Consider the following 25,177-nt stretch of genomic DNA (forward strand, 5'->3'; position numbering starts at 1 on the left):
GACCGTATGACGGCGACCGCCGCCGAGCAGCGCCACCTCTCGCCGCCGAGCCACCCGCAACGCTGGCTGATTCTCGGCGTCATCTGCCTGGCCCAGCTCACCGTGCTGCTCGACAACACCGTGCTCAACGTGGCGATCCCCTCCCTCACCCGGGAGCTGGACGCCTCCACCGCCGACGTGCAATGGATGATCAACGCCTATTCGCTGGTCCAGTCGGGTCTGCTGCTCACGGCCGGCAGTTCCGCCGACCGCTACGGCCGCAAGAAGATGCTCATCGCGGGGCTCGCCCTGTTCGGCATCGGTTCGCTGGTGGCCGGACTCGCCCAGTCGTCCGCGCAGCTGATCGCCGCCCGCGCGGGCATGGGCATCGGCGGTGCGCTGCTGATGACGACGACCCTGGCCGTCGTCGTGCAGATCTTCGACGACTCCGAGCGGGTCAAGGCGATCGGCATCTGGTCGACCGTCAGCTCGCTCGGCTTCGCCGTCGGGCCGCTGATCGGCGGCGTGATGCTCGAACACTTCTGGTGGGGCGCGATCTTCCTGATCAACATCCCCGTCGCCGTCATCGGCCTGGTCGCCGTCATCCGGCTCGTACCCGAGTCCAAGAACCCCAGCAGTGAGCGTCCCGACCTGCTCGGCGCACTGCTCTCCACCATCGGCATGGCGTCCGTCGTGTACGCGATCATCTCCGGTCCGGAGCACGGCTGGGCGTCGGGCCAAGTGCTGCTGACCGCCTTCGTCGGGGTCGCCGTACTGGCCGGGTTCGTGCTGTGGGAGCTGCACATCCCGTACCCGATGCTGGACATGCACTTCTTCCGGAACCAGAAGTTCATCGGCGCGGTCGCGGGCGCGATCCTGGTCGCCTTCGGGATGGGCGGCTCGCTGTTCCTGCTCACCCAGCAGCTCCAGTTCGTCCTCGGCTACGGGGCGCTGGAGGCCGGTCTGCGTACGGCTCCGCTGGCACTGAGCGTCGTCGCCCTGAACCTCACCGGGCTGGGCGCCAGGCTGGTGCCCAAGCTGGGCACGCCGGTCACCATCGCGGTCGGCATGAGCCTGCTGGCCTCCGGACTCGCCGCGATCGCGCTGCTCGGCGGCAACGGCTACGGCGGCATGCTGCTCGGCCTGGTCGTGATGGGGGCGGGCATCGCGCTCGCCATGCCCGCCATGGCCAACGCGATCATGAGCGCCATTCCGCCGGAGAAGGCGGGCGTGGGCGCGGGGGTCAACGGCACGCTCGCCGAGTTCGGCAACGGGCTCGGGGTCGCGGTGCTCGGCGCGGTGCTCAACTCCCGGTTCGGGGCGCTGGTGCCGGCGGCCGTCGGGGCCGCCTCGCTGCCCACCGCACTGGCCTCGGCCACCGATGCCGGCGAGCGGGCGCGGATCACGGACGCCTTCGCCTCGGGACTGGAGACCAGCCAGCTCGTCGGGGCGGTGGCGGTGCTGGCCGGCGGCCTGCTGGCCGCGGTGCTCCTGCGCCGTGCGGAGCGGGCGGAGTCCGCCCGGGCGGACTCGGCCGGGGCCGCGACGGCGGCATAGCATCGAGGCGGGGCGTATCGGGCCGTACGAATCCGCGTCGGGTGCGCAGATACGCAACCGGGCCGTGCGGGCAGGTACACAGCCGGTCCGTGCACGCGAAGGATGCGCGAAAGAGACGTATCCGATCCGCCCCGCCGGCAAGACGAGGAGAGTGCGACATGGCGTCCGCGGCCGACCGTGTGAAGAACCCTGCCAGGACCAGCGTGTGGCTGGAAAAGCGGACACCGTCGCGCGCCCGCAAATCGGACCAGCCGGCCGGCCTCGACCGGGAGAAGATCACCGCGGCATCGGTCCGGCTGCTGGATGCCGAGGGCCTCGCCAAGTTCTCCATGCGCCGGCTCGCCGCCGAGCTGGACGTCACCGCGATGTCCCTCTACTGGTACGTGGACACCAAGGACGATCTGCTGGAGCTGGCCCTCGACTCGGTCTACCGCGAGATCGCGCCCCCTCGTGAGGACGCGCACTGGCACGACCGGCTGCGCGAACTCGCCGTCTCCTACCGGGAGCTGCTGGTCCGCCATGTCTGGGCGTCACCGCTCGCCGGTCACTTCCTCAACATGGGCCCGTACTCGATGCTGTTCTCGCACGCCATCCAGGACGTGATCCGGGCGACCGGTCTGCCGCTGCACCAGCAGACCGGCGCGCTCTCCGCGGTCTTCCAGTTCGTCTACGGATTCGGCACCATCGAGGCCCACTTCGTGCAGCGCAGCGCGGAGACGGGGATCGGCCAGGACGAGTTCTTCCAGCAGGCGTTGGGCGCCATCCGGAGCCAGCCGCAGCTCAGCCAGATTGTCGAGGCCTCGCAGGACCTGATGGACGCCCGCGGCGGCGACACGGTCGAGGAGATGCGCGACCGGGACTTCACCTTCGCCCTGGACCTGCTGATCGCGGGCATCGAGGCGATGCGGGACCGCGAGAGCCGCTGAGACCCAGAGCCGCTGAGACCGAGAGCCGCTGAGATCGAGAGGCCCTGGCTCGTCCCTCAGTACCCCCGCCCCACGTCCACGGCCGCGGGGAAGCCGCCGGTGGCGACGGGGCCCCAGCGCTCCGGAGTGATCCGGATGATCGACTTCCCCTGCTTGACCATCGCCGCCCGGTACTCGTCCCAGTCCGGGTGCTCACCCGAGATGTTCCGGAAGTACTCGACGAGCGGCTCGACCGAGACCGGTGAGTCGATCACCTCGGCCGAGCCGTCGACCTGCACCCACGGCCCGTTCCAGTCGTCGGACAGGATGATCACGCTGACCCGTGGGTCCCGTTTCGCGTTGCGTGTCTTGGCCCGTTCGGGATAGGTCGAGACGACGATCCGGCCCGCGTCGTCGACGCCGCAGGTCAGCGGCGAGCCCTGGGGGCGGCCGTCGGACCGGGTGGTCAGCAGGATCGCCCGGTGCCTGGGCCGTACGAAAGCCAGCAACGCGTCGAGTTCCACGGCGGTGTTCGTAGCGATGTGGGGTGCCATGTCCGCAGACTACGACGGCAGGGACTCACCCTGCACGGCCTGGATGTCGAGCTCCACCCGCAGCGTCGTACCGATCGCGGAGATGCCCGCCTGCACCACCTGGTTGTAGTTCATGGCGAAGTCCTCGCGGCGCAGCTCCGCCGTCGCGTTGAACGCCGCGCGCACCCCGCCCCACGGGTCCGGGCCCGTCCCGAGGTAGCTCAGGTCCAGGTCGACCGGGCGCATGATGCCGTGCATCGTCAGCTCGCCGTGGACCAGCCAGCGGTCGGGGCCCGCCGGGGTCAGCCCGTTCGAGCGGTACGTGATCTCCGGGAACCGGTCCGCGTCCAGGAAGTCCGGCGAGCGCAGGTGCTTGTCGCGCATGCCGTTGCCCGTGTCGATGCTGGCCGCGCTGATGACGGCGTCGACCCGCGACTGCTGTACGTCCTCCGCGATCTCGATCCGGCCGCCGAACTCGGTGAACCGGCCGCGCACGCTGGAGATCCCCAGGTGCTGCGCGACCGCGCCCACCGAGCAGTGCGCCGGATCCAGCGACCAGGCGCCCGGCGGCGGCAGCTCCACGCCGCCCTGGCGGGCCAGCACCACCGTGCCGGCCTCGACCCGCCCGCTTGCCGTGACGAGGGCGGTGGAGGCGGCGGGGGCGTACCCGACCGCCGTGACGATCACCGTGTACGCGCCGGCCTGCAGCGGGGTGTCGGTCCGCACCGCCCCGTCCTCGTCGGCGGTGGCCCGCAACACCTGCGCGCCGGTCATGTCGGTGACTGTCACGACCGCGTGCTGGACCGCCCAGCCGTCCCGCGTACGTACCTGTGCGCGAAGTCCCATCCCGTTTTCTCTCCTTGCTCAATGACTCAATGAGTCGGGCCCCGGGGCGGGGACGGCCGGCCGTCCCCTGCCTGCCGTCCCCACCACCGGGGCCCATTTCCACCGGCCGGTACAGCGTCTCCGCTCGAAACGCCGACCCGCCAGGGGTCTGTGGTCACGACCTCGCCCGCGATTGTCAGCGGCGTCGCGGTGTCCGGGACCTCCGCCTCCGGCGTTGTCGTCAGTCGCCGATGCTCCTTCCCCAAGCTCTCAGCTGCGTTCGAGCAGGGGAGACCCCATCCGACTCCCTCCTCCGCCTTGGATTCGAAGGCCCCGGACACCGCTCCTTCTCCCACTGCCAAATCGTGGGCGAGGTCGTTACTCGCCGGGGTGGGCGAGCTCGATGTCGTGGCCGTCGACCCCGCGACCGGCCACGGTCAGTGCGCCGGCCACCGGCGGGTAGCCGGTCGCGATGACCGAGTACTCGCCCGAGTCCAGGTCGGCGAAGGCGTACGCCCCGTCCTCCCCGGTCGTCGAGGTGGCGACCACGTTGCCCGCCGCGTCGACCAGCGTGACCCGGGCGTCCGGCAGCGGCCGCCGGCCGGCACCGGCCCGCACGACACCCTGTACGAGCGCACCGGACTGCAGCGCGGCCTCGATCCGGGTGACGCCCTGGCCGCCGATCTCCACCGGCAGCGCCAGCGGACGGAACCCGGCGGCGTTCACCGCGACGGTCACCGAACCGGGGACCAGCTCACCGAAGGTGAACTCGCCCGCCTCGCCGGACTTGCCGGTGGCCAGCACATCGCCGCGCACATCGGTCACGATGACCATGGCACCCCCGACGGGCGCGGCGGTCTCGGCGGTCCGCACGATGCCGGCCAGGCCGCTCGTACCGGAGAGCAGGATGTCGTACGTGAGCGGCTCGTCACCCACGACCACCGTGGACGCCTGCGGCTGGAAGCCGTCGGCGGACGCGATCAGGACGTAGGAGCCGGAGCCCGGCGCGTCCAGACCGTAGCTGCCGTCGGCCTGGGAGACGGAGCGCCCCAGCTGCCGGCCGGCCAGCGAGATCAGCGTGACGGCGGCCCGGGTGACGGGCGCGCCCTCGGCGCCGCGCACCACACCGTGCACGGCCGTGCCCTGCAGGGTGGCGACGGGGGCTTCCAGGGTGGTGACCGATGCGGCCGGGGAAGCCACCGGGGAGGACGGGACGGTGGCCGGAGCCTCGACCGCCTCCGCGACGGGGGCCTCGGCCGTGGCCGGGGCGTCGTTGACGGCGTTCGTCTTCAGCGCGACCTCCTTGATGAAGATGGTGATCAGGAAGGCGATCAGCGCGGCCGGAGCGGCGTACAGGAAGACATCGCCGACACCATGCCCGTAGGCGCCCTCCACGACCGTACGGAACGGCTCGGGCAGCGCGTGCATGTCGGGGATGCCCCCGCCGCCGGTGCCACCGTGGCCCATGGCCTCGCCCTTGGGGCCGAGCTCCGCGAGACCGTCCTTGACGTAGTGGGTGACGCGGTTCGCCATGACGGCGCCCAGCGCCGACACCCCGATCGCACCACCGAGGGAACGGAAGAAGGTGACGACGGAGCTGGCCGAGCCGAGGTCGGACGGAGCGACCTGGTTCTGCGTGGCGAGCACCAGGTTCTGCATCATCATGCCGATGCCGAGACCCATGACGGCCATGAAGACCGCGATGTGCCAGTACGTGGTGTCGTACCGGATGGTGCCCAGCAGTCCGAGCCCGGCGGTGACCAGGAAGCCACCGCTGACCAGCCAGACCTTCCAGCGGCCCGTCTTGGTGATGATCTGGCCCGAGACCGTCGAGGAGACGAACAGACCCGCGATCATCGGGATCGTCATGACACCGGACATCGTCGGCGACTTGCCGCGCGCCAGCTGGAAGTACTGGCTGAAGAAGACGGTGCCCGCGAACATGGCGATACCGACGAACAGCGAGGCCAGCGAGGCCAGCGTGATGGTGCGGTTACGGAAGAGGCGCAGCGGGATGATCGGCTCGCTGGCCCTGGACTCGACGGCGATGAAGAGCAGTGCCAGCACGGCGGAACCTGCGAGCATCACGCCGGACTGCCAGGACAGCCAGTCGTACTTGTCGCCCGCGAAGGTGACCCAGAGGAGCAGCAGCGACACGGCGGCGCTGATGAAGAACGCGCCCGTCCAGTCGACCTTGACCTCACGCTTCACGACCGGGAGCTTCAGGGTCTTCTGGAGCACGATCAGCGCGATGACGGCGAACGGCACACCGACGTAGAAGCACCAGCGCCAGCCCATCCAGCTGGTGTCGGTGATGACACCGCCGAGCAGCGGACCACCGACGGTGGCGACGGCGAACACCGCACCGATGTATCCGCTGTAGCGGCCGCGCTCGCGCGGGGCGATCATCGCGGCCATCACGATCTGCGCGAGGGCGGAGAGACCGCCGACGCCGATGCCCTGGACGACACGGCAGGCGATCAGCATGCCGCTGCTGGTCGAGAGACCGGCGACGACCGAGCCCGCGACGTAGATGACGAGCGCTATCTGGACCAGCAGCTTCTTGCTGAACAGGTCGGAGAGCTTGCCCCACAGGGGAGTGGTGGCGGTCATGGCCAGCAGCGAGGCCGTGACGACCCAGGTGTAGGCGCTCTGGCCGCCGCCGAGATCGGAGATGATCTCCGGAAGGGCGTTGGAGACGACCGTCGACGACAGGATCGCGACAAACATACCGAGCATCAGCCCGGCCAGCGCTTCCATGATCTGACGGTGTGTCATCGGCGCGCCCGACGGGGTGTCGGACGGTCCCCCGTGCTTGGCGTGGCCGCCCCGCACACCGGCTGGTGTGGTCGTAGCCATTGAGTTCCTTGTCTTTGCTTCTGTTACACGGGTGTACGGGTGTGCAGGTCGTTGTCGCTGTCGGCGGGCCGCGGGCGGCAGTCGCCGATGTGCTTTCCGGGGGCGCACCCCACGGGGCCGCGGCAGGCGAAACTGGTGCGCAGCCGGGCGAGCAGCGTATTGAGCTGTCCGACTTCGTCGTCGGACCAGTCGGAGAGGTTGTGGACGAACAGTTCCGTGACCCGCTGGGTCAGATCGATGAGCAGGTCGTGTCCGGCGGGGGTCAGCCGCAGGATGCGGGACCGCTTGTCCGCCGGGTCCGAGGACCGCTCGATCCAGCCGCGCTCTGCCACATGGGCGACATGACGACTGGTCACGGACATGTCGACGGCCATCAGCTCGGCCAGCCTGCTGATCCGCATTTCGCCGTGCTCACGGAGGAGAGCCAGAACGGCGGCGGAGCCGGCGGGGCATTCGGGGGGCAACATGCGGGCGAGACCCCGCTTGACGGCTCCGACGGCGCTGAGTTGCCGGGCCAGTTCTTCGTACTTACCTCGTGCGGCCACGGGCCCCCCAGACATCTCATCGTTCATCTTGTTGCTTAGGGCAACGATAGAAGCCGTTGGTTGCTGAAGGCAAACGAAAGAGGGCTTGCAGAAGTAAAGGAAAGCAAAAGGCTGCGTAGGGCTCGGGTCAAGCGCCCAGCGTGTGGGGGACGGGCCGGGGCGGGTGTGTCTCCTGCCACACCGGAGGTGTGGATGGTGGCCCCGAAACGGCAGTAGGCCCCGAGTGCCACTCGGGGCTCGGCCGTCGCCCCGTAGGGGCATAAAGGGCCGCCGGACCGCTAGGGTCCTGACCCATGGCACACAACCGTTCCTTGGCGCCCGGCGTGAGGTGCTGTGCGCCTGGCGGGCCATCCCGAACGGTCTTGGATGACCTGGTTCTCCGCTTTCGCGCCCCGGTGGCGGCACGCGTCATGCGCGTGATCGAGTCCGTGGCGGGCAGAGTTCCTGGTGCGAGAGGGGTCGAGCGTTGGCCGCAGGACCCTCTCGCGCGTGACGACGTTACAGTTCCACAGGCTTCATATCGCAGTATCCGACGAGCATTTCACCCGATTGAGTGGGAACGTATCCATGCGTAATCAGCCGCCGGTAAATGGCAACCCCCAGGGCCCCGAGGGCAATTACGACCCTGCGGGCAGCACTCAGATGTTCCGCGCCTTCGTCGACGAGGGCGAGCCGCAGGGCCGGCAGCAGCCGGCCGCTTCGTCCGGACCGAGGACCGGAGTGATCGCCGCCGTCGTCGCGGTGATCGTCGTCCTCGGGGCGGTCGCCTGGCTCGCGCTCGGCTGACCGGCGCACCGGTTTCCCCGAAGCGCTTCCGCTTCCACCCGTCACTTCAATACGGCGGTGACGTCCCGGGTCTCGACATGCATCCCCAGGGGCACCCGCCAGGCGTCCACGCAGACGGTGTACGTCTTCGTCCGTGCGGCTCCCGCGCCGATCGGCGCGGGCAGCGGCGCGGACGACTCGACGGTCGCCCAGTCGATCCCCAGCCCGCCGATGACGTGCGTGGCGAAGGTGACCGTCCCCGCCCGCGCCGGTGATCCTCCGGTGTTACGGAACTCCACGGTCACCTTCTCGCACCAGCGCTCGTCCGCGGCCGCCCGCTCCGGGGCACCCACCACCAGCACGGCAGGCCCCGCGGGCGGGGTGGAGCCGGGTGTGGGTGCGGGTACGGACGGGGGTGCGGGGTCCGTGGAGCCGCCTCCTGTACCGCCGGAGCCGCCGGAGCCACCGGAGCCGCCGGAGCCGCCGGAGCCACCGGAGCCGCCGGTACTGCCGCTTCCGCTTCCGCTACCGCCGCTCGTACTGCCCGCACCGGCCGTACCGCCCGTACCGGGAGCCCCCGGCGTCCCGCCGGTCCTGCCGCCGGTAGCGCCCGTACCCCCGTCGGCGGAGGCGTCGGCGGAGGCGTCCGGCGACGGCCCGCCGGCGCCGTCGGTCCGGCCCCCCGCACTCCCGCCGCCCTTGTCGCCCTTGCCGTCCTCGGTATCCCCGCCGTGCTTGCCGCCCCTGTCCAGCGGCACCAGCGTCACCTTCCCCGACGGCGCCACCGCCCCGGAGAGCGGTCTCTCCGGTCCCGTGCCCGCCGCGCCGACCGCCACGTAGCCGTCCGCCGTACCGCTGCCGCAGGCGGCCAGCGTGCCGCCCAGACACAGCACGGCCGCCGAGGCGGCGATCATGGTGCCCCGGCGGCCGGTCGAGTCGCGTATCTGACGTCGCATCGCGCCAGTGTCGCTGACGGTACGTCAAATCGGAAGTCTCGCGCCGCGGTGCGGCGGTCCGTGGTGGTCAGTCGGCGATGAGCCCTTCCCTGAGCTGGGCGAGCGTACGGGTCAGCAGCCGCGAGACGTGCATCTGCGAGATGCCGACCTCCTCGCCGATCTGCGACTGGGTCATGTTGGCGAAGAACCGCAGCATGATGATCTGGCGCTCGCGCGGCGGAAGCTTGGCCAGCAGTGGCTTGAGCGATTCGCGGTACTCGACGCCCTCCAGCGCCGAGTCCTCGTACCCCAGCCGGTCCGCCAGGGAGCCCTCGCCGCCGTCGTCCTCGGGCGAGGGTGAGTCCAGCGAGGAGGCGGTGTACGCGTTGCCGACGGCCAGGCCGTCGACCACGTCCTCCTCGGAGACACCGAGCGCCTTGGCCAGTTCCGGCACGGTTGGCGAACGGTCGAGCTTCTGCGCGAGTTCGTCGCTGGTCTTGGTCAGCGCGAGACGCAGCTCCTGGAGCCGGCGCGGGACGCGCACCGACCACGACGTGTCGCGGAAGAAGCGCTTGATCTCCCCGACGACGGTCGGCATCGCGAACGTCGGGAATTCCACCCCCCGTTCGCAGTCGAACCGGTCGATCGCCTTGATCAGGCCGATCGTGCCGACCTGGACGATGTCCTCCATCGGCTCGTTGCGGCTGCGGAACCGCGCCGCGGCGTACCGCACCAGCGGGAGGTTGAGCTCGATGAGTGTGTCCCGTACATAGGCACGCTCCGGGCTGTCCGTTCCGTCGGGGCCCGGTGCGGGCCCCAGTGCGGCGAGCCGCAGGAACAGTGAGCGGGACAGAGTGCGGGTATCGATGGCTTCCGGCGAGCTGGTGAGCACAGCGGGTACGGGTGCGCTCTTCGTGAGCGTGAGCACCTTCGAGCTGCCCTGTTCTGCGGACATGCCACCCCCTTGAGGTCGCGGACGGTCGCGTGGAGCCGCGACCATCGGAGGAACGCAGCCTCCACCTGAATACCGGAGGCGGGGCCACGGCAAACGCGGTTCCCGCAGAATGTCACATGTCGGCAACACGCTGTAGTGACATGTCGACAAGTCTTTGTGGCATCTGCGCAGTTAACAGGGGGTGTGACGCAATTCCGGCCGTCCGAACCGGACTTCGAGTGCGCTACCCGAACCGGTTAGGCATCGATCCTGTTTGCGGATCGAAGTCGGGCGAAGCTACGGGCCAGCAGCCTTGACACATGCATCTGGGAGACCCCCAGTTCCGCGCTGATCTGTGATTGCGTCAGATTGCTGTAGTAGCGCAGCAGCAGGATGCGCTGCTCGCGTTCGGGCAGCTGTACGAGCAGGTGCCGGACCAGGTCGCGGTGCTCGACTCCGGCGAGGGCCGGGTCCTCGTAGCCGAGCCGGTCCAGCAGTCCGGGCAGACCGTCGCCCTCCTGGGCGGCCTCCAGCGACGTCGCGTGGTAGGAGCGGCCCGCCTCGATGCAGGCCAGCACCTCGTCCTCGGAGATCTTCAGCCGCTCGGCGATCTCCGCGGTGGTGGGCGAGCGGCCGTGGGCGGTCGTCAGGTCCTCGGTGGCGCCGGTGACCTGGACCCAGAGCTCGTGCAGCCGGCGCGGGACGTGGACGGTGCGCACGTTGTCCCGGAAGTACCGCTTGATCTCGCCCACGACGGTCGGCATCGCGAAGGTCGGGAACTGGACGCCGCGTTCGGGGTCGAACCGGTCGATGGCGTTGATCAGGCCGATCGTGCCGACCTGGACGACGTCCTCCATCGGCTCGTTGCGGCTCCGGAAGCGCGCGGCGGCGTACCGCACGAGGGGCAGGTTCGCCTCGATCAGCGCGGCCCGTACCCGGCCGTGTTCCGGAGTCCCCGGCTCCAGGTTCTTGAGCTGGCCGAAGAGGACCTGGGTGAGTGCCCTGGTGTCCGCGCCCCTGGTCCTGCCGGGCGTCGTCGCGGTGCTGTCGGGCGTCTCGGTCTGGACCGTCTGGGCTGCTTGGACCGTCTCGACGGTCTGGACGGTCTGGACGGTCTGGGGAGGCACTTGAGGCGCTGCACTGGCCGGCACGATGACGCCACCCCTTTGCGGTCAACTTCGGTCAACTCATCCATCAAAAGCGGTCATAGCATCACAAGACATGTCCACTGTGTGCAAGCACCGTATAGCGCCGTGTTGGGGTCAACTTGGTTTAAACGCTAAGAAAAGCCCCTCACCGCAATGGTGAGGGGCTCGGAGGACCGGCTACGGCAGGCGGAGCGGGCGGATCAGAACGGATAGTCGGCAATCACCCAGGTGGCGAACGCGCGCCACTGGCCGGCGGCGGCCTGATGGGCCGGATGCTCGATGTAGCGCTTCAAAGCGTCCTCGTCGGCGACCGCGGAGTTGATGGCGAAGTCGTACGCGATCGGCCGGTCGGTGATGTTCCAGGCGCACTCCCAGAACTCCAGCTCGGGGACCTGCCCCTCCAGCTCCCGGAAGGCCTGCGCCCCCGCGACGACCCGCGGGTCGTCCCGCTCGACGCCGTCGTTCAGCTTGAACAGGACCAGGTGGCGGATCATGGGGTACTCCTACTTCACGAGCTCGGACATGAAGTCCCCGACGCTCTGCGCGGCACTCGAAACGCCCTCGAACCCTACCTGGACGAGTTCCGCCGCCCGGCGCGGGGACGCGATGATCGTGTACATCACGAAGACGACTACCACGTAGAGAGCTATCTTCTTCGCTTGCACCACAGCCCCTGCCTCCCCTTCGATCCCTGTTTCGATCTCCTGTGCAGTCGGGCGATTCTATCCGCACGAATGGCCGTATCCCTCTGCAGTTCGCGACCACTCGCACGGCCTTTGAGGACCAACGGCCCGGCCATCGGGGCCCTTTGCCCGCCCCTGCGGCCCTGCGAGGCCGCAGGAGGGAGGGTGAGCCCCGCGGGTCCGTGTGCGTATCGCGTGCCGGTACGAGTCGGTACGGAAAAGTCGAAGGGCCCGACGCGATGCGCCGGGCCCTTCACAAGAGCGGTAGCGGAGGGATTTGAACCCTCGGTGAGTTTCCCCACACTCGCTTTCGAGGCGAGCTCCTTCGGCCGCTCGGACACGCTACCGAGAGAGAGCTTAGACCATCCCGGGGCGTGGACAGAAATCCAATGTCAGCGGTCCCGGAAGAAGGCGGTCAGCCGGTCGGCGCAGATGTCCTCCAGCACTCCGTGGATCACCTCCGGGCGGTGGTTGAGCCGTCGGTCGCGTACGACGTCCCAGAGCGAGCCCGCCGCCCCCGCCTTCTCGTCGCGCGCCCCGTAGACCACCCGGTCCACGCGGGCCTGGACCAGAGCGCCCGCGCACATCGTGCAGGGCTCCAGGGTGACCACCAGGGTGCATCCGGACAGCCGCCACCGGCCGAGTGCCGCCGCGGCGCGGCGGAGGGCGAGGACCTCGGCGTGCGCGGTCGGGTCGCCGGTCGCCTCGCGTTCGTTGTGCCCCGTGGCGAGCAGGGCGCCGTCCGGGCCGAGCAGGACGGCGCCGACCGGCACATCGCCGGCCCGCGCTGCCAGGTCGGCCTCGGCCAGGGCGCGGCGCATGTGCGCCCGCCACGGGTCTCGCACGGGGTCGTACGGTTCCGGTGGTCCTTGCGGGTGCGGTGGTTCGCTCACCCGCGGACCCTAACGGACGGCCTCCATGACCTCGGCCGCACCCAGCGCGTCCGCGATCTCCACCAGTGCGTCCGTACGCAGCATCAGCAGTTCCGCCTCGGGGAGCCCGAGGTCGGCCAGGATCCCGGTGTCACCGAGCGGGCCCGCCGGTACGGCGTCGGCATCGAGTCCGTCGTCGTCTTCGTCGTTGGTGTCGTCGTTGTCGTTGTCGGGGGTGATGTCCGGTTCGCCGTCCTCCGTACCGTCGAGGCCGACGAGCTCTTCGAGGGCGGCAATGGTGTCGTCGGCCCCGGGTTCGCGGCCGAGCAGTTCGTCGGTGAGCAGGATCTCCCCGTACGAGGAGCGGGCGGCGGCGGTGGCGTCCGAGATGAAGATACGGGGGTCTTCCTCACCGTCCACCCGGACGACGCCGAACCAGGCGTCCTCCTGCTCGATGAAGACGAGCACCGTGTCCTCGTCCACCGAGGCCTCGCGGGCCAGATCCGTCAGGTCGGACAGGGTCTCCACATCGTCGAGTTCCGTGTCGCTCGCTTCCCACCCGTCTTCGGTGCGCGCGAGCAGTGCGGCGAAGTACACCGTGACTCTCCCACTGGTCATAGGGGTGTCGGTCCGGCGGGAGGGCAGTCGGTGGTCCGGCTGCCCTGCGTCCCGCCCATCGGAATCGTGGCAGAAACAAGGCCTTTGCGAGAGGAGTTCGGCCGTTGCGTCGGCCATCAGTTCTCCTGGACGCCGCCACCAGGGGGACGCCGGGCCGCCGTCCGACCTACCAGCGGAAGGTCCGCATCCGCATGGCCTGGCGCATCCGGGCGGCCCGCGCCCGGCGCGGCTGGACCCGGTCGCGGAGCGCCTTCGCCTCGTGAAGCTCGCGGAGGAACTGGGCGCGCCGTCTGCGGCGCGCCGCCTCGGTCTCCCGCAGGTCCTCGGCGTCCTGCGGGACCGGCGTGTCCGGCTGGTCCGGCTCCCGCTGTTCACCGTCCGGCATCGGCTCATCACCCCAAGGCTGGGTCCGTATGCCACCACCTTCCCTCCGAACATGCGGTTGATGCCAGCGCACGGGTGCGGGAGGCCCGGTTACTGTTGAGCCCATGCGGATCCACGTTGTCGACCACCCACTGGTCGCGCACAAACTCACCACCCTGCGCGACAGGCGCACCGACTCCCCGACCTTCCGGCGGCTCGCCGACGAGCTGGTCACCCTGCTCGCCTACGAGGCCACCCGGGATGTGCGCACCGAACTGGTCGACATCGAGACCCCGGTCACACCGACGACCGGCGTGAAGCTGTCGCACCCGCGGCCGCTGGTCGTACCGATCCTGCGGGCCGGTCTCGGCATGCTCGACGGCATGGTGCGGCTGCTGCCGACCGCCGAGGTGGGTTTCCTGGGCATGATCCGCGACGAGGAGACGCTCCAGGCGTCCACGTACGCGACGCGGATGCCGGAGGACCTCTCGGGCCGCCAGGTGTATGTCCTGGACCCGATGCTGGCCACCGGCGGCACGCTGGTCGCGGCCATTCAGGAGCTGATCAAGCGCGGTGCGGACGATGTCACCGCGGTCGTGCTCCTCGCGGCGCCCGAGGGCGTCGAGGTGATGGAGCGCGAGCTGGCGGGTACGCCGGTGACAGTGGTCACCGCCTCGGTCGACGAGCGGCTCAACGAGGACGGCTACATCGTCCCGGGCCTCGGTGACGCGGGCGACCGGATGTACGGCACGGCCGACTAGGACGTTCGTCCGGATCGGGCCCGGGCGGGTTGTGCCGGGCTGCCGGGCCCGGCCCGGCAGTCCGTCAGCAGGACGGCGCGGGGGACGGATTCGTCAGGGCCGTGAGCGCGTCGGCGGCCGACCGGGGCGTGCTGAACGCCGTGAACTTCGTACCGAGAATCAGATCGACGTCCGCCGTCCTGCGGGCGTCGGTCTTGAGGACGGCCCCCTGCAACTGCGTACCGAGGACCGGGAACGAGCCGTTCGTGGCCGACGGAGCGCCGAGCAGCACCCCCGGGCCGGGGACCTTCTTGTCGTACGCGGCCGGGGCGTTGCCCACCTCGCCGATGGTGAAGCCGCGCTTCTTCAGCTCGTCGGCGGCCTTCTTGGCGAGGCCGCTGCGCGGTGTCGCGTTGTAGACGTTGACGGTGATCTTCGCGGGCTTCGGCAGCGCCTTCGCGAGCGCGGACGGCTTGGCCGTCGGGCAGTCCGTCTTGTGGTCGGCGGCGCTGGCCTTCCTGTTGCTGCCCGTGAAGACGTCGATGAGCTGCAGCGTGCCCCATCCGGCCAGCCCGAGGGCGACCACGGAAGCGGTGGCAGCGAGGATCAGTTTGCCGCGACGCCGGGGGCGGCGCATGCGCGGGTACTTGTCGCCCGTGATGCGGTACTTTCCGCCCATGCCGGGGGGAGTGAGCATGCTCATGGGCGCAGCGTAGTGCGGCCCAGTGATGATGCCTACTAAATGATCAATGGATCGCACCCGTCCGGGTGTGAAAGCACCCGAACGAACCCGGGGCGGGCCGTGCACAAGGCTGCGAGCCCGTACGGGAATCCGCGGCGAGTCGGCGGGGACTCCGGGAGTCCGCGCGAGTCCGGGAGTCCGCGCGAGTCCGGGAGTCCGCAGGGTGCCCGCGAGCCTTCGTCAGCCGAGTTCGAGTACCCGGGCATGGAGTACCTGGCGCTGCTGAAGCGCGGCGCGGACCGCGCGGTGCAGTCCGTCCTCCAGGTAGAGGTCGCCCTGCCACTTCACGACGTGCGCGAAGAGGTCGCCGTAGAACGTCGAGTCCTCGGCGAGGAGGGTCTCCAGGTCCAGGTTGCCCTTGGTGGTCACCAACTGATCGAGGCGGACCGGGCGCGGCGCGACGTCCGCCCACTGCCGGGTGCTTTCCCGGCCGTGGTCGGGATAAGGCCGCCCATTTCCGATGCGCTTGAAGATCACACGGAAAGCCTACCGGGCAAGAGCCTCCGGGCGCAGCCATGGGGCAGGACTGCGATGCTGGCGATAACGCCATAAACCCAGGCATTCCGGAATAGGGGCCGTGATGAGTGGCAGCGACAGCACGGGTGGAGGCGCGGGTTCGGACACCGGCGGCGCCGGAGTGTCGCCGGCGCAGGCGCAGGAGCTTGCCGACGGGTACGCCGTCTGCGTGGTGTCGCCGACTCGGTGTTGTCAACCTGGTGTTGCCCAGTCGGTGTCGTCTACTTGTCGGCTGCAGGTTCGGCCGCCCTGGCCGCCTGTTTGGCCTGCTGCTTGTACGCGCGGACCTCGGCGAGTGATTCCGGGCCGGTGATGTCGGCGACCGACCGGTGCGAACCCGCCTTGCCGTACGGACCGGCCGCCTCCCGCCAGCCCGTCGGCCGGACCCCGAAGGTGGCGACATCGCTCCACACCGCGCTCGCGTCGCAGTCGTAATCCGCCACCAGGTATTGGCACAACTGCTGCACCCTCCCCCAAGCTCCAAAGGAGCAGGGGGACCCCCTCGGCCATGGAGATTGGTGGGCCACCCGGAGAGCCCGGGTGCCCGAAGGGGCAGCGGCGGCTGCCCCCGGCCGGCGGGATCCGGGCTGGACGAGGCACTGGCACGTCGTGAAGGTGGAGTGGTGGGGCCATCACGACGCGCCTTCGACCGGGGCGCGGTCAGGGGAGATGACGATGCACGTACAGGAATGGGACCAGGAACACGACCACGAGCGTGACCACGGGCACGGCCAGGAGCAGGTGCTCGACGACACCCAGCACGAGTCGAGGGCGGCCGAGGGCCGGGACGCGGCGGACACCCCGCACCTCTACCGTGCGGCGGCCGTCGGGCGGGCCGACGTGGTCGGGACCGGCGGCATGAGTGTGCTCCAACGGGCGGTCGGTAACAGCGCCGTGGGATCGATGCTCCAGAGGCAGGAGGAGGACGAGCGCTCCCCCGTGCACAACGTGATCTCGTCCGGCGGCGGGCAGCCCCTGGACACCGATACCCGCACCGACCTGGAGGGGCGGATGGGCGCGGACTTCTCCGATGTGCGCATCCACACCGACTCCGCCGCGCACGAGTCGGCGAAGGGCGTGGGCGCCCACGCGTACACGGTCGGCAACAACGTCGTCTTCCAGCGTGACGCGTACGATCCGTCCTCGACGCAGGGCCGTACCACGCTCGCCCATGAGCTCACCCATGTGATCCAGCAGCGCAACGGTCCGGTGGAGGGCACGGAGGCGCCGGGCGGTATCCGGGTGAGCGACCCGTCAGACCGCTTCGAGCGGGAGGCCGTTGCGAACGCCGACCGGGTGCTGTCGGACCCGGCTCCGGCATCGGATTCGGCGTCGGATTCGGCTCAGGCGGCTGCGACCGGCGCGGTCGGGCATGACACGTCCCCCGCCGCGTCCCCCGCTGTGCAGCGGGCGGCGACGGAGGACGAGGACGAGCAACCCGCCGACGTACAGGGTTCCTTCGTCCAACGGGCGAAGGAAGGGACCGAGGAGGAGGAAGAGGCCCCGCCCGCCTGACCGGAGTCAGCCCGCGGTGTCCGTCCGCATCGTGCCGCCGAGGAACAGCGACTCCGCACACCGCGAAGGCGTCGGCGCGTTCACCGGCTTGCCCACTTTCCGGCAGTCGACGGTCATCGTGACCTTGCCACCGGCGGGCACCAGGATCGGCGTGACGAAGTGGTAGTCGGAGTCGCGGAAGTTCTCCATCGCGAGCCGGAGCACGGGCGCGTCCCGCCCGGAGGAGACCACGAGCGTGCCCGCGTCGCCCTGCGGGTTCTGGACCACGATGTCGGTCAGCTGGAAGGTGTGCTCGGCGGGCACCTGCAGGGCCGTCGAGGTGTTCGACCCCCCGCCCACCGAGTCCCTGACCTGCACCTGCGCACTGGTCGGGGCGGCGGCCGCCGAGCCGTCGGAGGTGCCGTCGGACGCGCCGGGGTTCGGCGAGGCACTCGGCTTCGGTGAGGTGCCGTTCGCACCGGAGGAATCGCCGCCGCCCGAATCCGACCCGGCCGTGGGGCCGGGGCTCGGGGCGTTGCTCTTGTCGGCCGCGGCGGCGGACCGTACCGCTTCCGGCGTGACCGCCTCCCGGGCCGCCGACTTCACGGCCGGTCGCAGCAGCGCGTACCAGAGCCCGACCAGCGCGATCAGCAGTACAGCCGCGGTGATGAGGGCCCGGGGAAGCCAGCGCGGCAGGATCGGCTCCTGCTGGTACGAACCGTCCAGGACCACCGGCGCGACCGGATCCTGCCCCTCCGCCACATCCGGCGTGGCGACGACCTGGAACGGATGCGTGACCGGCGTGCCGCGCCACACGCGCTTCGCCGGCCGGATCCGCAGCTTTCCGAACTCCGCCCGGCCGGGCGCGATCTGCAGCGTGTCCGCCGCGAACGTGACCCGTGCCCGCTCCGTACCCGACTGGGCCCCCAGTCGCACGGTCGCGGGCGTGTTTCCCCGGTTGTCGACGGCGAGTTGGTGCCGGCCGCGCCACGCGCCGTGCGAGCTGCGCGGTACCAGCTCGGCGGTCGTCTCGGTGAACGGGAGTACGGTCACCCGCCCTTCGGGCACCACCGTGTCGCCCTGCTCGCTGGTGGGCACCACCCGGATCCCGAAGGGCGTTTCCCCCGCGGGTACGGTCGAGTCGCGGGGCGGACGCAGGACGAGAGAGACGGCCTGGGCGTCGCCCGGATACAGCGACAGGCTCGCCGGCTCCACCGTCGACCAGGCGGCACAGGAACCGACCACCTCGAAGCGGTATTCCTCGACGGTGCTGCCGGAGTTGAGGATCCGCAGGGGGAGGACCGTCTCCTCGCCCGGTGCGGCAGTGACGGACGAATCGTCGAGGCTTGCCGTGAGACTCATAGGGCGCACCGTAGGGTCGGCGCCGAACGCCGACATCGGCCGTGAAGGAACACTTCCGGGCAGATTCTGTGCCCGGATCGGCTTTTTTGTTTCCCTGTAGGTATACGCGGGAATCGTTTGACCGCCTCAAGACGAATGAGGCACACAAGAACAGCCGTGATGGTTGTGTTCAGTGTGATGCCATCGGCTGTTGCCCAGGGGGAGCATTGCCATGGAGCGCACCACTGTCGCATTACGGGCCCAGGATCCGATCTCGCAGGCGGGCGTGGCCAGTCAGTTACGAACCCGGCCGGAGGTCAGCGTGACGGACTGGGGGGAGGGTGACTCCTCGCCCCAGATCGTGGTCGTCGTCGTGGACACGGTCGATGACGAGGTGCTGACGATGCTGCGCAACATCCAGCGCACCAGCACCTCACGCACCGTCCTCGTCACCACGGACATCGACGAGCAGAAGCTGGTGAGCGCCGCGGAGTGCGGTGTCGCCGGTGTGGTCAGGCGTTCCGAGTCGACCCCGGAACATCTGGTCCAGGTCATAAGGACGGTGGCGCGGGGCGAAGGCCATCTCCCGTCCGACCTGCTGGGCAGGCTGCTGGAGGAGGTCGGACGCCTCCAGGGGCAGGTGCTCGGTCCGCGCGGACTGCACTTCACCGGTCTCGCGGCGCGCGAGGTGGATGTGCTGCGCCTGGTCGCGGAGGGATACGACACCGCCGACATCGCGACGAAGCTGGCCTATTCCGAGCGCACGATCAAGAACGTGCTGCATTCGGTGATGACTCGGCTGCAACTGCGGAACCGGTCGCATGCGGTGGCGTACGCGATGCGGCAAGGGCTGATCTGAGCGGTCCGTACGCCCGTGTCCGGCGAATGAGGTGGCTGCCCGAAAGGGCAGTGGGGGCTTCCCGAGGGTGTGACTTCCGTACCGCTGCGGGTCGGCCGTGCGTACGGGACAGTGACCCGGTACACCGATCGGCCGAGGGTGGGGGAGGACTTCCGTGCGCTGGTTCCAGCCGCTTCAGCGGGTACCGCGGTCACGGACGGGTCCGGTCGCCCGGCCCCGGTCCTCCGCCTCGCGCAGGACCCTCAGGACCCTCGCGATGCTCCGTGTTCCGGCGCTTGCCCTTCTCCTCGTGGCCACCGGCATCGCTCCCGGCTCGGCCGTAACCGCCGAGGCGCCGGCAGTGGCGGTGCCCGAGCCCTGGGTCACCCCTGCCGAGTTCACCGACGCGGTCGACCCCGGTGGTTCCACCGGTGTGGCGAAGCAGGTGCGTACGCCCGCGATTCCGCCGAAGCCGGATGTGGTGCTGTTGGTGGATGGCACCGGGAGCATGAAAGTCCCGATCGGCGATGTACAGAAGGGCTTGAAGTCCATCACTGCGAAGGTCCGTGAACAGCAGCAGGATTCGCGCTTTGCGGTGGCCACCTATGGCGACGAGAAGGATGACCCGACAGCGGAGTTCGCTGTCCTCCAAGGACTGACGACAAACCTGGACAACGTGCAGAAGGAGGGTGTCGACAAGCTGAACACCTTGCGTGGCTACAGGAGCAAGGGGCCGTCCGAGGACTGGATTTACGCGCTGTGGAAGGTGGCCAACGGAGCGGACGGCGAAACTGTCTTCCGGGACGGCGCCAGCCCTGTGGTCGTCCTGGTCGGTGACGCGTCGAGCCACAACCCCAGCAACAAGATCCCGTATGAGGAAGCGGTGTTCGCGCTCCAGGACAAGGGCGTACGCGTCATCGCCGTCGACGTGACGACCGAGAACGGTGACGGGCTCAATGGCGACGGATATAGCAGCCCCACCTACCAGGACCCGTACCACGAGCCCGACCAGGCCAAACGGATCACTGCAGCCACCAACGGTCGCATGCTCAACGGAATTCCCGGGGACGGAGTGACCGAAGCCATCATCGAGGGCTTCAACAACCTCCCCACCTCCGTCGGCTACCGCCTCGACAACTGCGACCCTCACCTGTCCGTCAGTCTCGACCCGCCCACCCAGCAGGTCACCAGCGGGAACACCGCGCACTTCGCGGAGAGCATCGACGTCTCCGCGGACGCGCCCCAGGGCACCCGGCTGACCTGCACCGTCCAGTTCCTGATGGGCACCCAGCCCCCGGGCACGGAAACGATCGGGCCGGCCGCGGTGGTCGATCCGGACTTCCAGGAGCAGATCAGTATCGATGTGAACGACGTCGACGCGCCCGTCGTCACCGTGGACGATCTGACCGTCCGGGCCAAGGACAAGAAGGGTGCGCGCGTGACGTACGGCGCGACCGCCCAGGACGCCACCGACGGCACGCTCCCGGTGACCTGCACCCCGCCCTCCGGCTCGCTCTTCCCGGTCGGCAGCACCACGGTGACCTGCTCGGCGACCGACTCGGCGGGCAACACGGGGACGGACACGGCGGAGATCGAGGTCCTTCAGGCCCCTGTCCCGCCCTCTGCGGATGTGGCGATGAAGGTCGACGTCAGCCCGGACCGTACGTACACCGGCCGCCCGGCCCGCGCCCGCTTCACCATCACCAACGCGGGTCCGGACGCGGCGACGGGCGTGGTCATCGGTTCCACCTGGCCGAAACCGTCCAAGGCGAAGGACCGCAGGCTGCCCGCCCTGACCCGCTGCACGGCGGCCGAACCGTGCACCATCCCGGCCGGTGGCCGCATCGAGGTGACCCAGACGGCGACGTACCGGGCCGCGGTCACCGGAGACGTACGGGCCACGGTGCGCGGCACCTTGCCCGACCGCCGGAAAGCCAACAACCAGGACACCGACCGGCTGCGCGTCCTGAAGCCCTCGCTGACCGTCACGCCGCGGGTCGCCAAGCCGGGCCAAGTGGTGCTGGCACGTGGCAAGGACTATCCGCCGGGGCAGACCGTACGTTTCACGTGGAACAACGGGATCACTGCGGAGATGTCCGGTGTGGTCGTGGGCCGCGACGGCACCTTCGAGGTCCAGGTCCCGGTCCTGCGCAAGGACAAACTCGGCCCCCGCAAGCTCCGGGTGGACACCCGCGACATCGACCGGTTGCAGAAACCGGTCCTGGTGGTCCAGCGGAATCTCCAGCCACCGGACTTCGCGGGCCGTGCATGAGCGCCGACGACCGTACGGGAGCGATCGGGTGATCCACGAGGTCGACGACGTACTGCGGGCCCTGATCAGGGCGGAGGTGCTCGAAGGCGGCCAGATCGCGGTGGTCTTCGACGCCCCGACCCGGGAGTGGGCGGCGAAGGTCAACGCCCCCATGGTCAACCTCTACCTCTACGACATACGCGAGGACATGCGCAGGCGCGAGCGGGGGCTGCACAACGACTACGACGAGCGGGGCACGATCGTCGCGCGCCGCCGCCCACCCCGGTTCTTCAAGCTGTCGTACCTGATCACGGCATGGACGAAGCGCCCGGAGGACGAGCACCGGCTGCTCTCCTCGCTGCTCGGCTGTCTGCTGCGTTACGAGGCGCTGCCGCCGGAGCGGCTGGCGGGCACCCTGGCCGAGATCGGGGCGCCCGTACCGATGTCTATCGCGTTGCCGCCGCCGGAGGACCGTTCGTTCGCCGATGTGTGGAGCGCGCTGGGAGGGGAGTTGAAGCCCTCGCTCGACCTGGTCGTCAGCGTGCCGGTGACGGCGTCGCCGAGCTATGTGGTCGGCCCGCCGGTGGGGGACGAGGGCTTGCAGGCCCGCTTCGGGGACGTACCCGAGGGAGCCGAGCCGTTGTCGGAACCGATGCCGGGGCGAGGAGGGCTTCCGGTGTACGGAGGCCGACCGGGGCGGCCGGGCGGGGGCGTTCCCCGTACCCCCGACGCGGGACGGCGGCGCGGCCTGTCACTCCGCATCACCGAGACCCGCAAGGCGGCCGGTGCGTCGGAGGGCATGCGGGGCGGCACGGCAGACCACGCCGAGGACAACACGGGGGACGGCGCCGAATGACCACCGCGGGTGACCCGAATCTGCGTCATCTCCTCGCCCGCGCCGTAGCGGTGGAGCAGCGCATCCGCCGAGCGGTCGAGGCCCGGCGGCGCACGGACCCGGACCCGGACGACGCCTTCCGCGGCCTCTACCTCACGGACGAGAACATTGCCCGCCTGCTGGACGAGGAGGAGGCCCGCGCCTTCCCGTACCCGGTTCCGTTCTCCGTTCCCGATTACGACGACACGTCGGCCGAGCGCTCCAGACTCACCTCCCTGACAGGGGAGTTCGGCCTCACCGCGCTCGACATCGAGATCCTCCTCATCGCGCTCGTACCGGATCTCGACGACCGCTTCGAGGCGTTCTACGGCTACCTGAACGACGACGTCACCCGCCGCCGCCCGTCCATCGGTCTGGCCCTGGGGCTCTGCGGGCTGTCCCCCGCCGACCAGGTGGCGCGCGGCCGGCTGTCGGCCCGCGCGCCGCTGCGCGAGGGCCGTCTCCTCCTCGTCGAGGACCTGGACCGCCCGTTCCTGAGCCGTGCGCTCCGCGTCCCCGACCGGGTCACCGCGCACCTTCTGGGCGACGGCACCCCCGACCCGCGCCTGGCGGAACTCCTCGCCCCCTGGCACGCCGTACCGGGCGTCGGCGACCCGGCCCCGCTCGCCGCGGCCCTCGCCCGGGGCGCCTCGCTCGCCTACCTCCGGGAGGACCAGGGCGGCGCGGGCACGGCGCTCGCGGCCTCCGCGCTGACCCACGCGGGCCACCGGGTCCTGGGCCTGGACCTGGCGCGACTGGCCGAGGATCCGGCCCCCGCCGAGGCCGTCCGCTCCCTGGTCCGCGAGGCCCGGCTGACCGGCGCCGGCCTGGTCTGCGCACCGCTCGACGCGGTCTGCCGTGAACACCCGGAGCTCCTCCGGTTCCTCACCGGCACCCCGGTCCCCACGATCCTGGTGGGCCGGGCCCCCTGGGACGCGGCCTGGTCCGCCGCCCCGCCGCTCCTCCTGCATGTCCCCCGCGTGGAACCCTCGACCCGGGCCGCCCTCTGGACCGACGCGTACGACGCCCCCGTCCCCGAAACCATCGACGTGGACCGCCTGCTCTCGCCGTTCCTCCTCACCCCGGAACAGATCACCCGCGCCGCCCGGGGCGCCGCCCAGACCACCCACCTGGACGGCGGCATCCTCACCCCCGACCACGTCCGCCAGGGCGCCCGTGCCCAGAACGCGGCGGGGCTGGACCGCCTGGCCCGCCGCATCGAACCCACCGTCAGCTGGAACGACCTGGTCCTCCCCCCGGACACCCACGCCCAACTCCGCGAACTGACCGCCCGCGCGCGCCATCGCGACCGGGTCCTGGGGGAGTGGGGCATGCGCCCCGGCGGCGGCAGGGGCCGGGGCGTGTCGGCCCTGTTCGCGGGCGATTCCGGCACCGGAAAGACGATGTCCGCCGAGGTCATAGCCGCGGACCTGGGCCTGGACCTCTACACGGTCGATCTGGCGACGGTGATCGACAAGTACGTGGGCGAGACGGAGAAGAACCTGGAACGGATCTTCTCCGAAGCGGCGGGCGTGAACGGAGTCCTCCTCTTCGACGAGGCGGACGCGATCTTCGGCAAGCGCTCGGACGTGAAGGACGCCCACGACCGCTACGCGAACGTCGAGAGCGCGTACCTCCTCCAGCGCATGGAGTCCTTCGACGGCCTGGCCATCCTCGCGACCAACCTCCGGGCCAACCTGGACGACGCCTTCACCCGCCGCCTGGACCTGGTCATCGACTTCCCGGTCCCGGACCCCGAACAGCGCCTCGTCCTCTGGGAGCGCTGCCTCGGCCCGGTACTCCCCCGGGGCACGGACCTCGACCTCCCCTTCTGCGCGGAGAACTTCGAGCTGGCGGGCGGCAACATCCGCTCGATCGCGGTGACGGCCGCGTACCTGGCGGCGGACACGGGCGAATCGGTGACGATGCCGACACTGATCCACGCGATCCAGCGCGAGTACCAGAAGCTCGGCCGGCTGACGCTGGCGTCGGAGTTCGGGCCGTATCTGGGGCTGCTGGCCTGAGGTGCGGGCGCCTCAGACCTTGATGATCCGTACCCGGTCACCGCACAGCAGCCCCAGATCCTCGGGGTCCGAGGTGAGGACCACCGCAGGCCTGGGCATCAGCAAGGCAGTCGCCCCCACGACGGCGTCGATGGCGTACTTGTGACCGTGCAGTCCGGCGTCGGCCAGCAGCTTCATGGCCGAGCGCCCGATCTCCTCGCTCACGGACTCAACCGTCAGCCTGGACACCACCCAGTTGAACCGAGCGGTGTTCACCTTCCGGTGGTGGGCCTCGATGAGGGTGAGGACGCTGACGATCATCCGCATGTCCTCCTGCTCCGCTCCACGGAGCAGCGCCATGACGTGCCGGTCGTCTGCCACGACCTTGGACAGCCCCTCACTGTCCAGGACGAGCGTTCCGGCCCGAGCCGTCATGCGGCGTTCTGCGCATCATCGGCGTCGCCCCGCAGAAGCGCTCGGGCGGCATCGACCTCCACGTCGCTCAACGCACCGTGCTCGGCTTCGTGCCCTTCGGTCAGCTCGGCAAGGTTGTCCCGCTCGATCTGCCGCTGCACGGCAGCGTCCACGTAGGCGGAGAAACCCCGCTTCCCCACGCGCGCACGGACGGCCGCGATATTGCCCGAGTGCAGGCTGACGGAGACATTGGCGGTGGGACCCTCGCCCACCCCGTAAGCAGTGTCGTCGCTCATGACACCAATCTAATAGATGGACTAGGAGAGGGCTTCGCTTCGTGGCAATAGGTTCGTGGCAACAGGGCTTTGGCAACAGAGCTGTGGGCACTTCGCTCGGTCCCTCGTGTGGACCCTTGCGCGGACCCGGAGATGCCGCCACCGTGG

General features: G+C 70.0%; 26 protein-coding genes, 1 tRNA gene and 1 pseudogene. 9 read left to right on the forward strand and 19 right to left on the reverse strand.

Annotated elements, in window-relative coordinates; translation table 11 throughout:
* Positions 1-6 precede the first annotated feature (6 nt).
* Both OH735_RS19055 and OH735_RS19060 read left to right on the forward strand, forming a co-directional pair.
* Positions 7-1,536 carry an MFS transporter gene (locus OH735_RS19055; protein WP_406382728.1) on the forward strand — a complete coding sequence of 510 codons (1,530 nt, stop codon included), beginning with the start codon at positions 7-9 and terminating at the stop codon, positions 1,534-1,536.
* Positions 1,537-1,694: 158 nt separating this feature from the next.
* Positions 1,695-2,462: a TetR/AcrR family transcriptional regulator gene (locus OH735_RS19060; RefSeq protein ID WP_406382729.1), complete on the forward strand. Its 768-nt coding sequence runs from the start codon at positions 1,695-1,697 to the stop codon at positions 2,460-2,462.
* A 56-nt stretch (positions 2,463-2,518) separates the two neighbouring features.
* On the opposite strand, the gene OH735_RS19065 is transcribed toward OH735_RS19060, so the two are convergent.
* The 4 genes from OH735_RS19065 to OH735_RS19080 all read right to left on the reverse strand — a co-directional run bounded on the left by OH735_RS19065 (position 2,519) and on the right by OH735_RS19080 (position 7,203).
* Entirely contained in the window at positions 2,519-2,995 is a 477-nt protein-coding gene (locus OH735_RS19065; protein WP_406382730.1) for a PPOX class F420-dependent oxidoreductase, read from the reverse strand.
* A gap of 9 nt (positions 2,996-3,004) precedes the next feature.
* On the reverse strand, positions 3,005-3,820 hold the full coding sequence (locus OH735_RS19070; protein ID WP_406382731.1) for a YceI family protein: 816 nt from the start codon (positions 3,818-3,820) through the stop codon (positions 3,005-3,007).
* Between the two features lie 357 nt (positions 3,821-4,177).
* Positions 4,178-6,658 (reverse strand): MFS transporter, encoded by a 2,481-nt coding sequence (locus tag OH735_RS19075; RefSeq protein WP_406382732.1) that lies wholly within the window; start codon positions 6,656-6,658, stop codon positions 4,178-4,180.
* Between the two features lie 23 nt (positions 6,659-6,681).
* Positions 6,682-7,203 carry a MarR family winged helix-turn-helix transcriptional regulator gene (locus OH735_RS19080; protein ID WP_406382733.1) on the reverse strand — a complete coding sequence of 174 codons (522 nt, stop codon included), beginning with the start codon at positions 7,201-7,203 and terminating at the stop codon, positions 6,682-6,684.
* A 567-nt stretch (positions 7,204-7,770) separates the two neighbouring features.
* On the opposite strand from OH735_RS19080, the gene OH735_RS19085 reads away from it, so the two are divergent.
* A complete protein-coding gene (locus OH735_RS19085; RefSeq protein ID WP_406382734.1) occupies positions 7,771-7,989 on the forward strand; it encodes a hypothetical protein in 219 nt (72 codons plus the stop codon).
* A gap of 41 nt (positions 7,990-8,030) precedes the next feature.
* Here the strand turns inward: OH735_RS19085 and OH735_RS19090 are convergent, their stop codons facing one another.
* The 9 genes from OH735_RS19090 to OH735_RS19130 all read right to left on the reverse strand — a co-directional run bounded on the left by OH735_RS19090 (position 8,031) and on the right by OH735_RS19130 (position 13,543).
* Positions 8,031-8,924, reverse strand: a complete 894-nt coding sequence (locus tag OH735_RS19090) for a hypothetical protein (RefSeq protein ID WP_406382735.1) — start codon at positions 8,922-8,924, stop codon at positions 8,031-8,033.
* Positions 8,925-8,991: 67 nt separating this feature from the next.
* Positions 8,992-9,858 carry an RNA polymerase sigma factor SigF gene (locus tag OH735_RS19095; protein WP_406382736.1) on the reverse strand — a complete coding sequence of 289 codons (867 nt, stop codon included), beginning with the start codon at positions 9,856-9,858 and terminating at the stop codon, positions 8,992-8,994.
* 236 nt (positions 9,859-10,094) lie between these two features.
* Positions 10,095-10,988 carry an RNA polymerase sigma factor SigF gene (locus tag OH735_RS19100; RefSeq protein WP_406382737.1) on the reverse strand — a complete coding sequence of 298 codons (894 nt, stop codon included), beginning with the start codon at positions 10,986-10,988 and terminating at the stop codon, positions 10,095-10,097.
* Positions 10,989-11,185: 197 nt separating this feature from the next.
* Positions 11,186-11,479 (reverse strand): Dabb family protein, encoded by a 294-nt coding sequence (locus OH735_RS19105; RefSeq protein WP_266747422.1) that lies wholly within the window; start codon positions 11,477-11,479, stop codon positions 11,186-11,188.
* A gap of 9 nt (positions 11,480-11,488) precedes the next feature.
* Positions 11,489-11,653, reverse strand: a complete 165-nt coding sequence (locus tag OH735_RS19110; RefSeq protein WP_406382738.1) for a hypothetical protein — start codon at positions 11,651-11,653, stop codon at positions 11,489-11,491.
* A gap of 277 nt (positions 11,654-11,930) precedes the next feature.
* Positions 11,931-12,015 (reverse strand) — tRNA-Ser (locus tag OH735_RS19115).
* 45 nt (positions 12,016-12,060) lie between these two features.
* On the reverse strand, positions 12,061-12,489 hold the full coding sequence (tadA, locus tag OH735_RS19120; RefSeq protein ID WP_406386641.1) for a tRNA adenosine(34) deaminase TadA: 429 nt from the start codon (positions 12,487-12,489) through the stop codon (positions 12,061-12,063).
* Between the two features lie 81 nt (positions 12,490-12,570).
* Positions 12,571-13,137: a hypothetical protein gene (locus tag OH735_RS19125; protein ID WP_406386642.1), complete on the reverse strand. Its 567-nt coding sequence runs from the start codon at positions 13,135-13,137 to the stop codon at positions 12,571-12,573.
* Positions 13,138-13,324: 187 nt separating this feature from the next.
* Positions 13,325-13,543 (reverse strand): hypothetical protein, encoded by a 219-nt coding sequence (locus tag OH735_RS19130; RefSeq protein WP_406382739.1) that lies wholly within the window; start codon positions 13,541-13,543, stop codon positions 13,325-13,327.
* Between the two features lie 103 nt (positions 13,544-13,646).
* Here OH735_RS19130 and upp point away from each other — a divergent pair, with 103 nt between their 5' ends.
* Positions 13,647-14,282: a uracil phosphoribosyltransferase gene (gene upp / locus OH735_RS19135; RefSeq protein ID WP_406382740.1), complete on the forward strand. Its 636-nt coding sequence runs from the start codon at positions 13,647-13,649 to the stop codon at positions 14,280-14,282.
* Between the two features lie 64 nt (positions 14,283-14,346).
* Here the strand turns inward: upp and OH735_RS19140 are convergent, their stop codons facing one another.
* The 3 genes and pseudogenes from OH735_RS19140 to OH735_RS19150 all read right to left on the reverse strand — a co-directional run.
* Entirely contained in the window at positions 14,347-14,940 is a 594-nt protein-coding gene (locus tag OH735_RS19140) for a LytR C-terminal domain-containing protein (RefSeq protein WP_406386643.1), read from the reverse strand.
* A gap of 243 nt (positions 14,941-15,183) precedes the next feature.
* A complete protein-coding gene (locus OH735_RS19145) occupies positions 15,184-15,480 on the reverse strand; it encodes a type II toxin-antitoxin system VapB family antitoxin (RefSeq protein WP_072488263.1) in 297 nt (98 codons plus the stop codon).
* A gap of 260 nt (positions 15,481-15,740) precedes the next feature.
* Positions 15,741-15,989, reverse strand: a pseudogene (locus OH735_RS19150) (Fe-S cluster assembly protein HesB); the annotation flags it as partial.
* A 199-nt stretch (positions 15,990-16,188) separates the two neighbouring features.
* On the opposite strand from OH735_RS19150, the gene OH735_RS19155 reads away from it, so the two are divergent.
* A complete protein-coding gene (locus OH735_RS19155) occupies positions 16,189-17,034 on the forward strand; it encodes a DUF4157 domain-containing protein (protein ID WP_406382741.1) in 846 nt (281 codons plus the stop codon).
* A gap of 6 nt (positions 17,035-17,040) precedes the next feature.
* Here the strand turns inward: OH735_RS19155 and OH735_RS19160 are convergent, their stop codons facing one another.
* A complete protein-coding gene (locus OH735_RS19160) occupies positions 17,041-18,375 on the reverse strand; it encodes a hypothetical protein (RefSeq protein ID WP_406382742.1) in 1,335 nt (444 codons plus the stop codon).
* 211 nt (positions 18,376-18,586) lie between these two features.
* On the opposite strand from OH735_RS19160, the gene OH735_RS19165 reads away from it, so the two are divergent.
* The 4 genes from OH735_RS19165 (at position 18,587) to OH735_RS19180 (ending at position 24,341) form a co-directional block, all read left to right on the forward strand.
* Positions 18,587-19,213, forward strand: a complete 627-nt coding sequence (locus OH735_RS19165; protein WP_406382743.1) for a response regulator transcription factor — start codon at positions 18,587-18,589, stop codon at positions 19,211-19,213.
* A 256-nt stretch (positions 19,214-19,469) separates the two neighbouring features.
* Positions 19,470-21,464 (forward strand): VWA domain-containing protein, encoded by a 1,995-nt coding sequence (locus OH735_RS19170; RefSeq protein ID WP_406382744.1) that lies wholly within the window; start codon positions 19,470-19,472, stop codon positions 21,462-21,464.
* Between the two features lie 28 nt (positions 21,465-21,492).
* The gene (locus OH735_RS19175; protein ID WP_406382745.1) at positions 21,493-22,299 is read left to right on the forward strand and encodes a DUF4255 domain-containing protein; all 807 of its coding nucleotides are present in this window, start codon (positions 21,493-21,495) and stop codon (positions 22,297-22,299) included.
* A complete protein-coding gene (locus tag OH735_RS19180) occupies positions 22,296-24,341 on the forward strand; it encodes an ATP-binding protein (RefSeq protein ID WP_406382746.1) in 2,046 nt (681 codons plus the stop codon). Before OH735_RS19175 ends, OH735_RS19180 begins: the two co-directional genes overlap by 4 nt.
* Before the next feature lie 12 nt (positions 24,342-24,353).
* On the opposite strand, the gene OH735_RS19185 is transcribed toward OH735_RS19180, so the two are convergent.
* Both OH735_RS19185 and OH735_RS19190 read right to left on the reverse strand, forming a co-directional pair.
* Entirely contained in the window at positions 24,354-24,755 is a 402-nt protein-coding gene (locus tag OH735_RS19185; protein ID WP_406382747.1) for a DNA-binding protein, read from the reverse strand.
* Positions 24,752-25,030 (reverse strand): hypothetical protein, encoded by a 279-nt coding sequence (locus OH735_RS19190; RefSeq protein WP_401998056.1) that lies wholly within the window; start codon positions 25,028-25,030, stop codon positions 24,752-24,754. The genes OH735_RS19185 and OH735_RS19190 overlap by 4 nt, the downstream gene beginning before the upstream one ends.
* Between the last annotated feature and the right edge of the window lie 147 nt (positions 25,031-25,177).

It is taken from the genome of Streptomyces sp. NBC_01618, assembly GCF_045209435.1.
Taxonomy (GTDB): domain Bacteria; phylum Actinomycetota; class Actinomycetes; order Streptomycetales; family Streptomycetaceae; genus Streptomyces.

What these genes read in the sequence shown, in the direction of transcription:
- OH735_RS19055 (WP_406382728.1), top strand. Translation starts at nt 7, where the DNA reads ATGACGGCGACCGCCGCCGAGCAGCGCCACCTCTCGCCGCCGAGCCAC.
- OH735_RS19060 (WP_406382729.1), top strand. Translation starts at nt 1,695, where the DNA reads ATGGCGTCCGCGGCCGACCGTGTGAAGAACCCTGCCAGGACCAGCGTG.
- OH735_RS19065 (WP_406382730.1), bottom strand. Translation starts at nt 2,995, where the DNA reads ATGGCACCCCACATCGCTACGAACACCGCCGTGGAACTCGACGCGTTG.
- OH735_RS19070 (WP_406382731.1), bottom strand. Translation starts at nt 3,820, where the DNA reads ATGGGACTTCGCGCACAGGTACGTACGCGGGACGGCTGGGCGGTCCAG.
- OH735_RS19075 (WP_406382732.1), bottom strand. Translation starts at nt 6,658, where the DNA reads ATGGCTACGACCACACCAGCCGGTGTGCGGGGCGGCCACGCCAAGCAC.
- OH735_RS19085 (WP_406382734.1), top strand. Translation starts at nt 7,771, where the DNA reads ATGCGTAATCAGCCGCCGGTAAATGGCAACCCCCAGGGCCCCGAGGGC.
- OH735_RS19090 (WP_406382735.1), bottom strand. Translation starts at nt 8,924, where the DNA reads ATGCGACGTCAGATACGCGACTCGACCGGCCGCCGGGGCACCATGATC.
- OH735_RS19095 (WP_406382736.1), bottom strand. Translation starts at nt 9,858, where the DNA reads ATGTCCGCAGAACAGGGCAGCTCGAAGGTGCTCACGCTCACGAAGAGC.
- OH735_RS19105 (WP_266747422.1), bottom strand. Translation starts at nt 11,479, where the DNA reads ATGATCCGCCACCTGGTCCTGTTCAAGCTGAACGACGGCGTCGAGCGG.
- tadA (WP_406386641.1), bottom strand. Translation starts at nt 12,489, where the DNA reads ATGCGCCGCGCCCTGGCCGAGGCCGACCTGGCAGCGCGGGCCGGCGAT.
- OH735_RS19130 (WP_406382739.1), bottom strand. Translation starts at nt 13,543, where the DNA reads ATGCCGGACGGTGAACAGCGGGAGCCGGACCAGCCGGACACGCCGGTC.
- upp (WP_406382740.1), top strand. Translation starts at nt 13,647, where the DNA reads ATGCGGATCCACGTTGTCGACCACCCACTGGTCGCGCACAAACTCACC.
- OH735_RS19140 (WP_406386643.1), bottom strand. Translation starts at nt 14,940, where the DNA reads ATGGGCGGAAAGTACCGCATCACGGGCGACAAGTACCCGCGCATGCGC.
- OH735_RS19155 (WP_406382741.1), top strand. Translation starts at nt 16,189, where the DNA reads ATGACGATGCACGTACAGGAATGGGACCAGGAACACGACCACGAGCGT.
- OH735_RS19160 (WP_406382742.1), bottom strand. Translation starts at nt 18,375, where the DNA reads ATGAGTCTCACGGCAAGCCTCGACGATTCGTCCGTCACTGCCGCACCG.
- OH735_RS19165 (WP_406382743.1), top strand. Translation starts at nt 18,587, where the DNA reads ATGGAGCGCACCACTGTCGCATTACGGGCCCAGGATCCGATCTCGCAG.
- OH735_RS19170 (WP_406382744.1), top strand. Translation starts at nt 19,470, where the DNA reads ATGCTCCGTGTTCCGGCGCTTGCCCTTCTCCTCGTGGCCACCGGCATC.
- OH735_RS19180 (WP_406382746.1), top strand. Translation starts at nt 22,296, where the DNA reads ATGACCACCGCGGGTGACCCGAATCTGCGTCATCTCCTCGCCCGCGCC.
- OH735_RS19185 (WP_406382747.1), bottom strand. Translation starts at nt 24,755, where the DNA reads ATGACGGCTCGGGCCGGAACGCTCGTCCTGGACAGTGAGGGGCTGTCC.
- OH735_RS19190 (WP_401998056.1), bottom strand. Translation starts at nt 25,030, where the DNA reads ATGAGCGACGACACTGCTTACGGGGTGGGCGAGGGTCCCACCGCCAAT.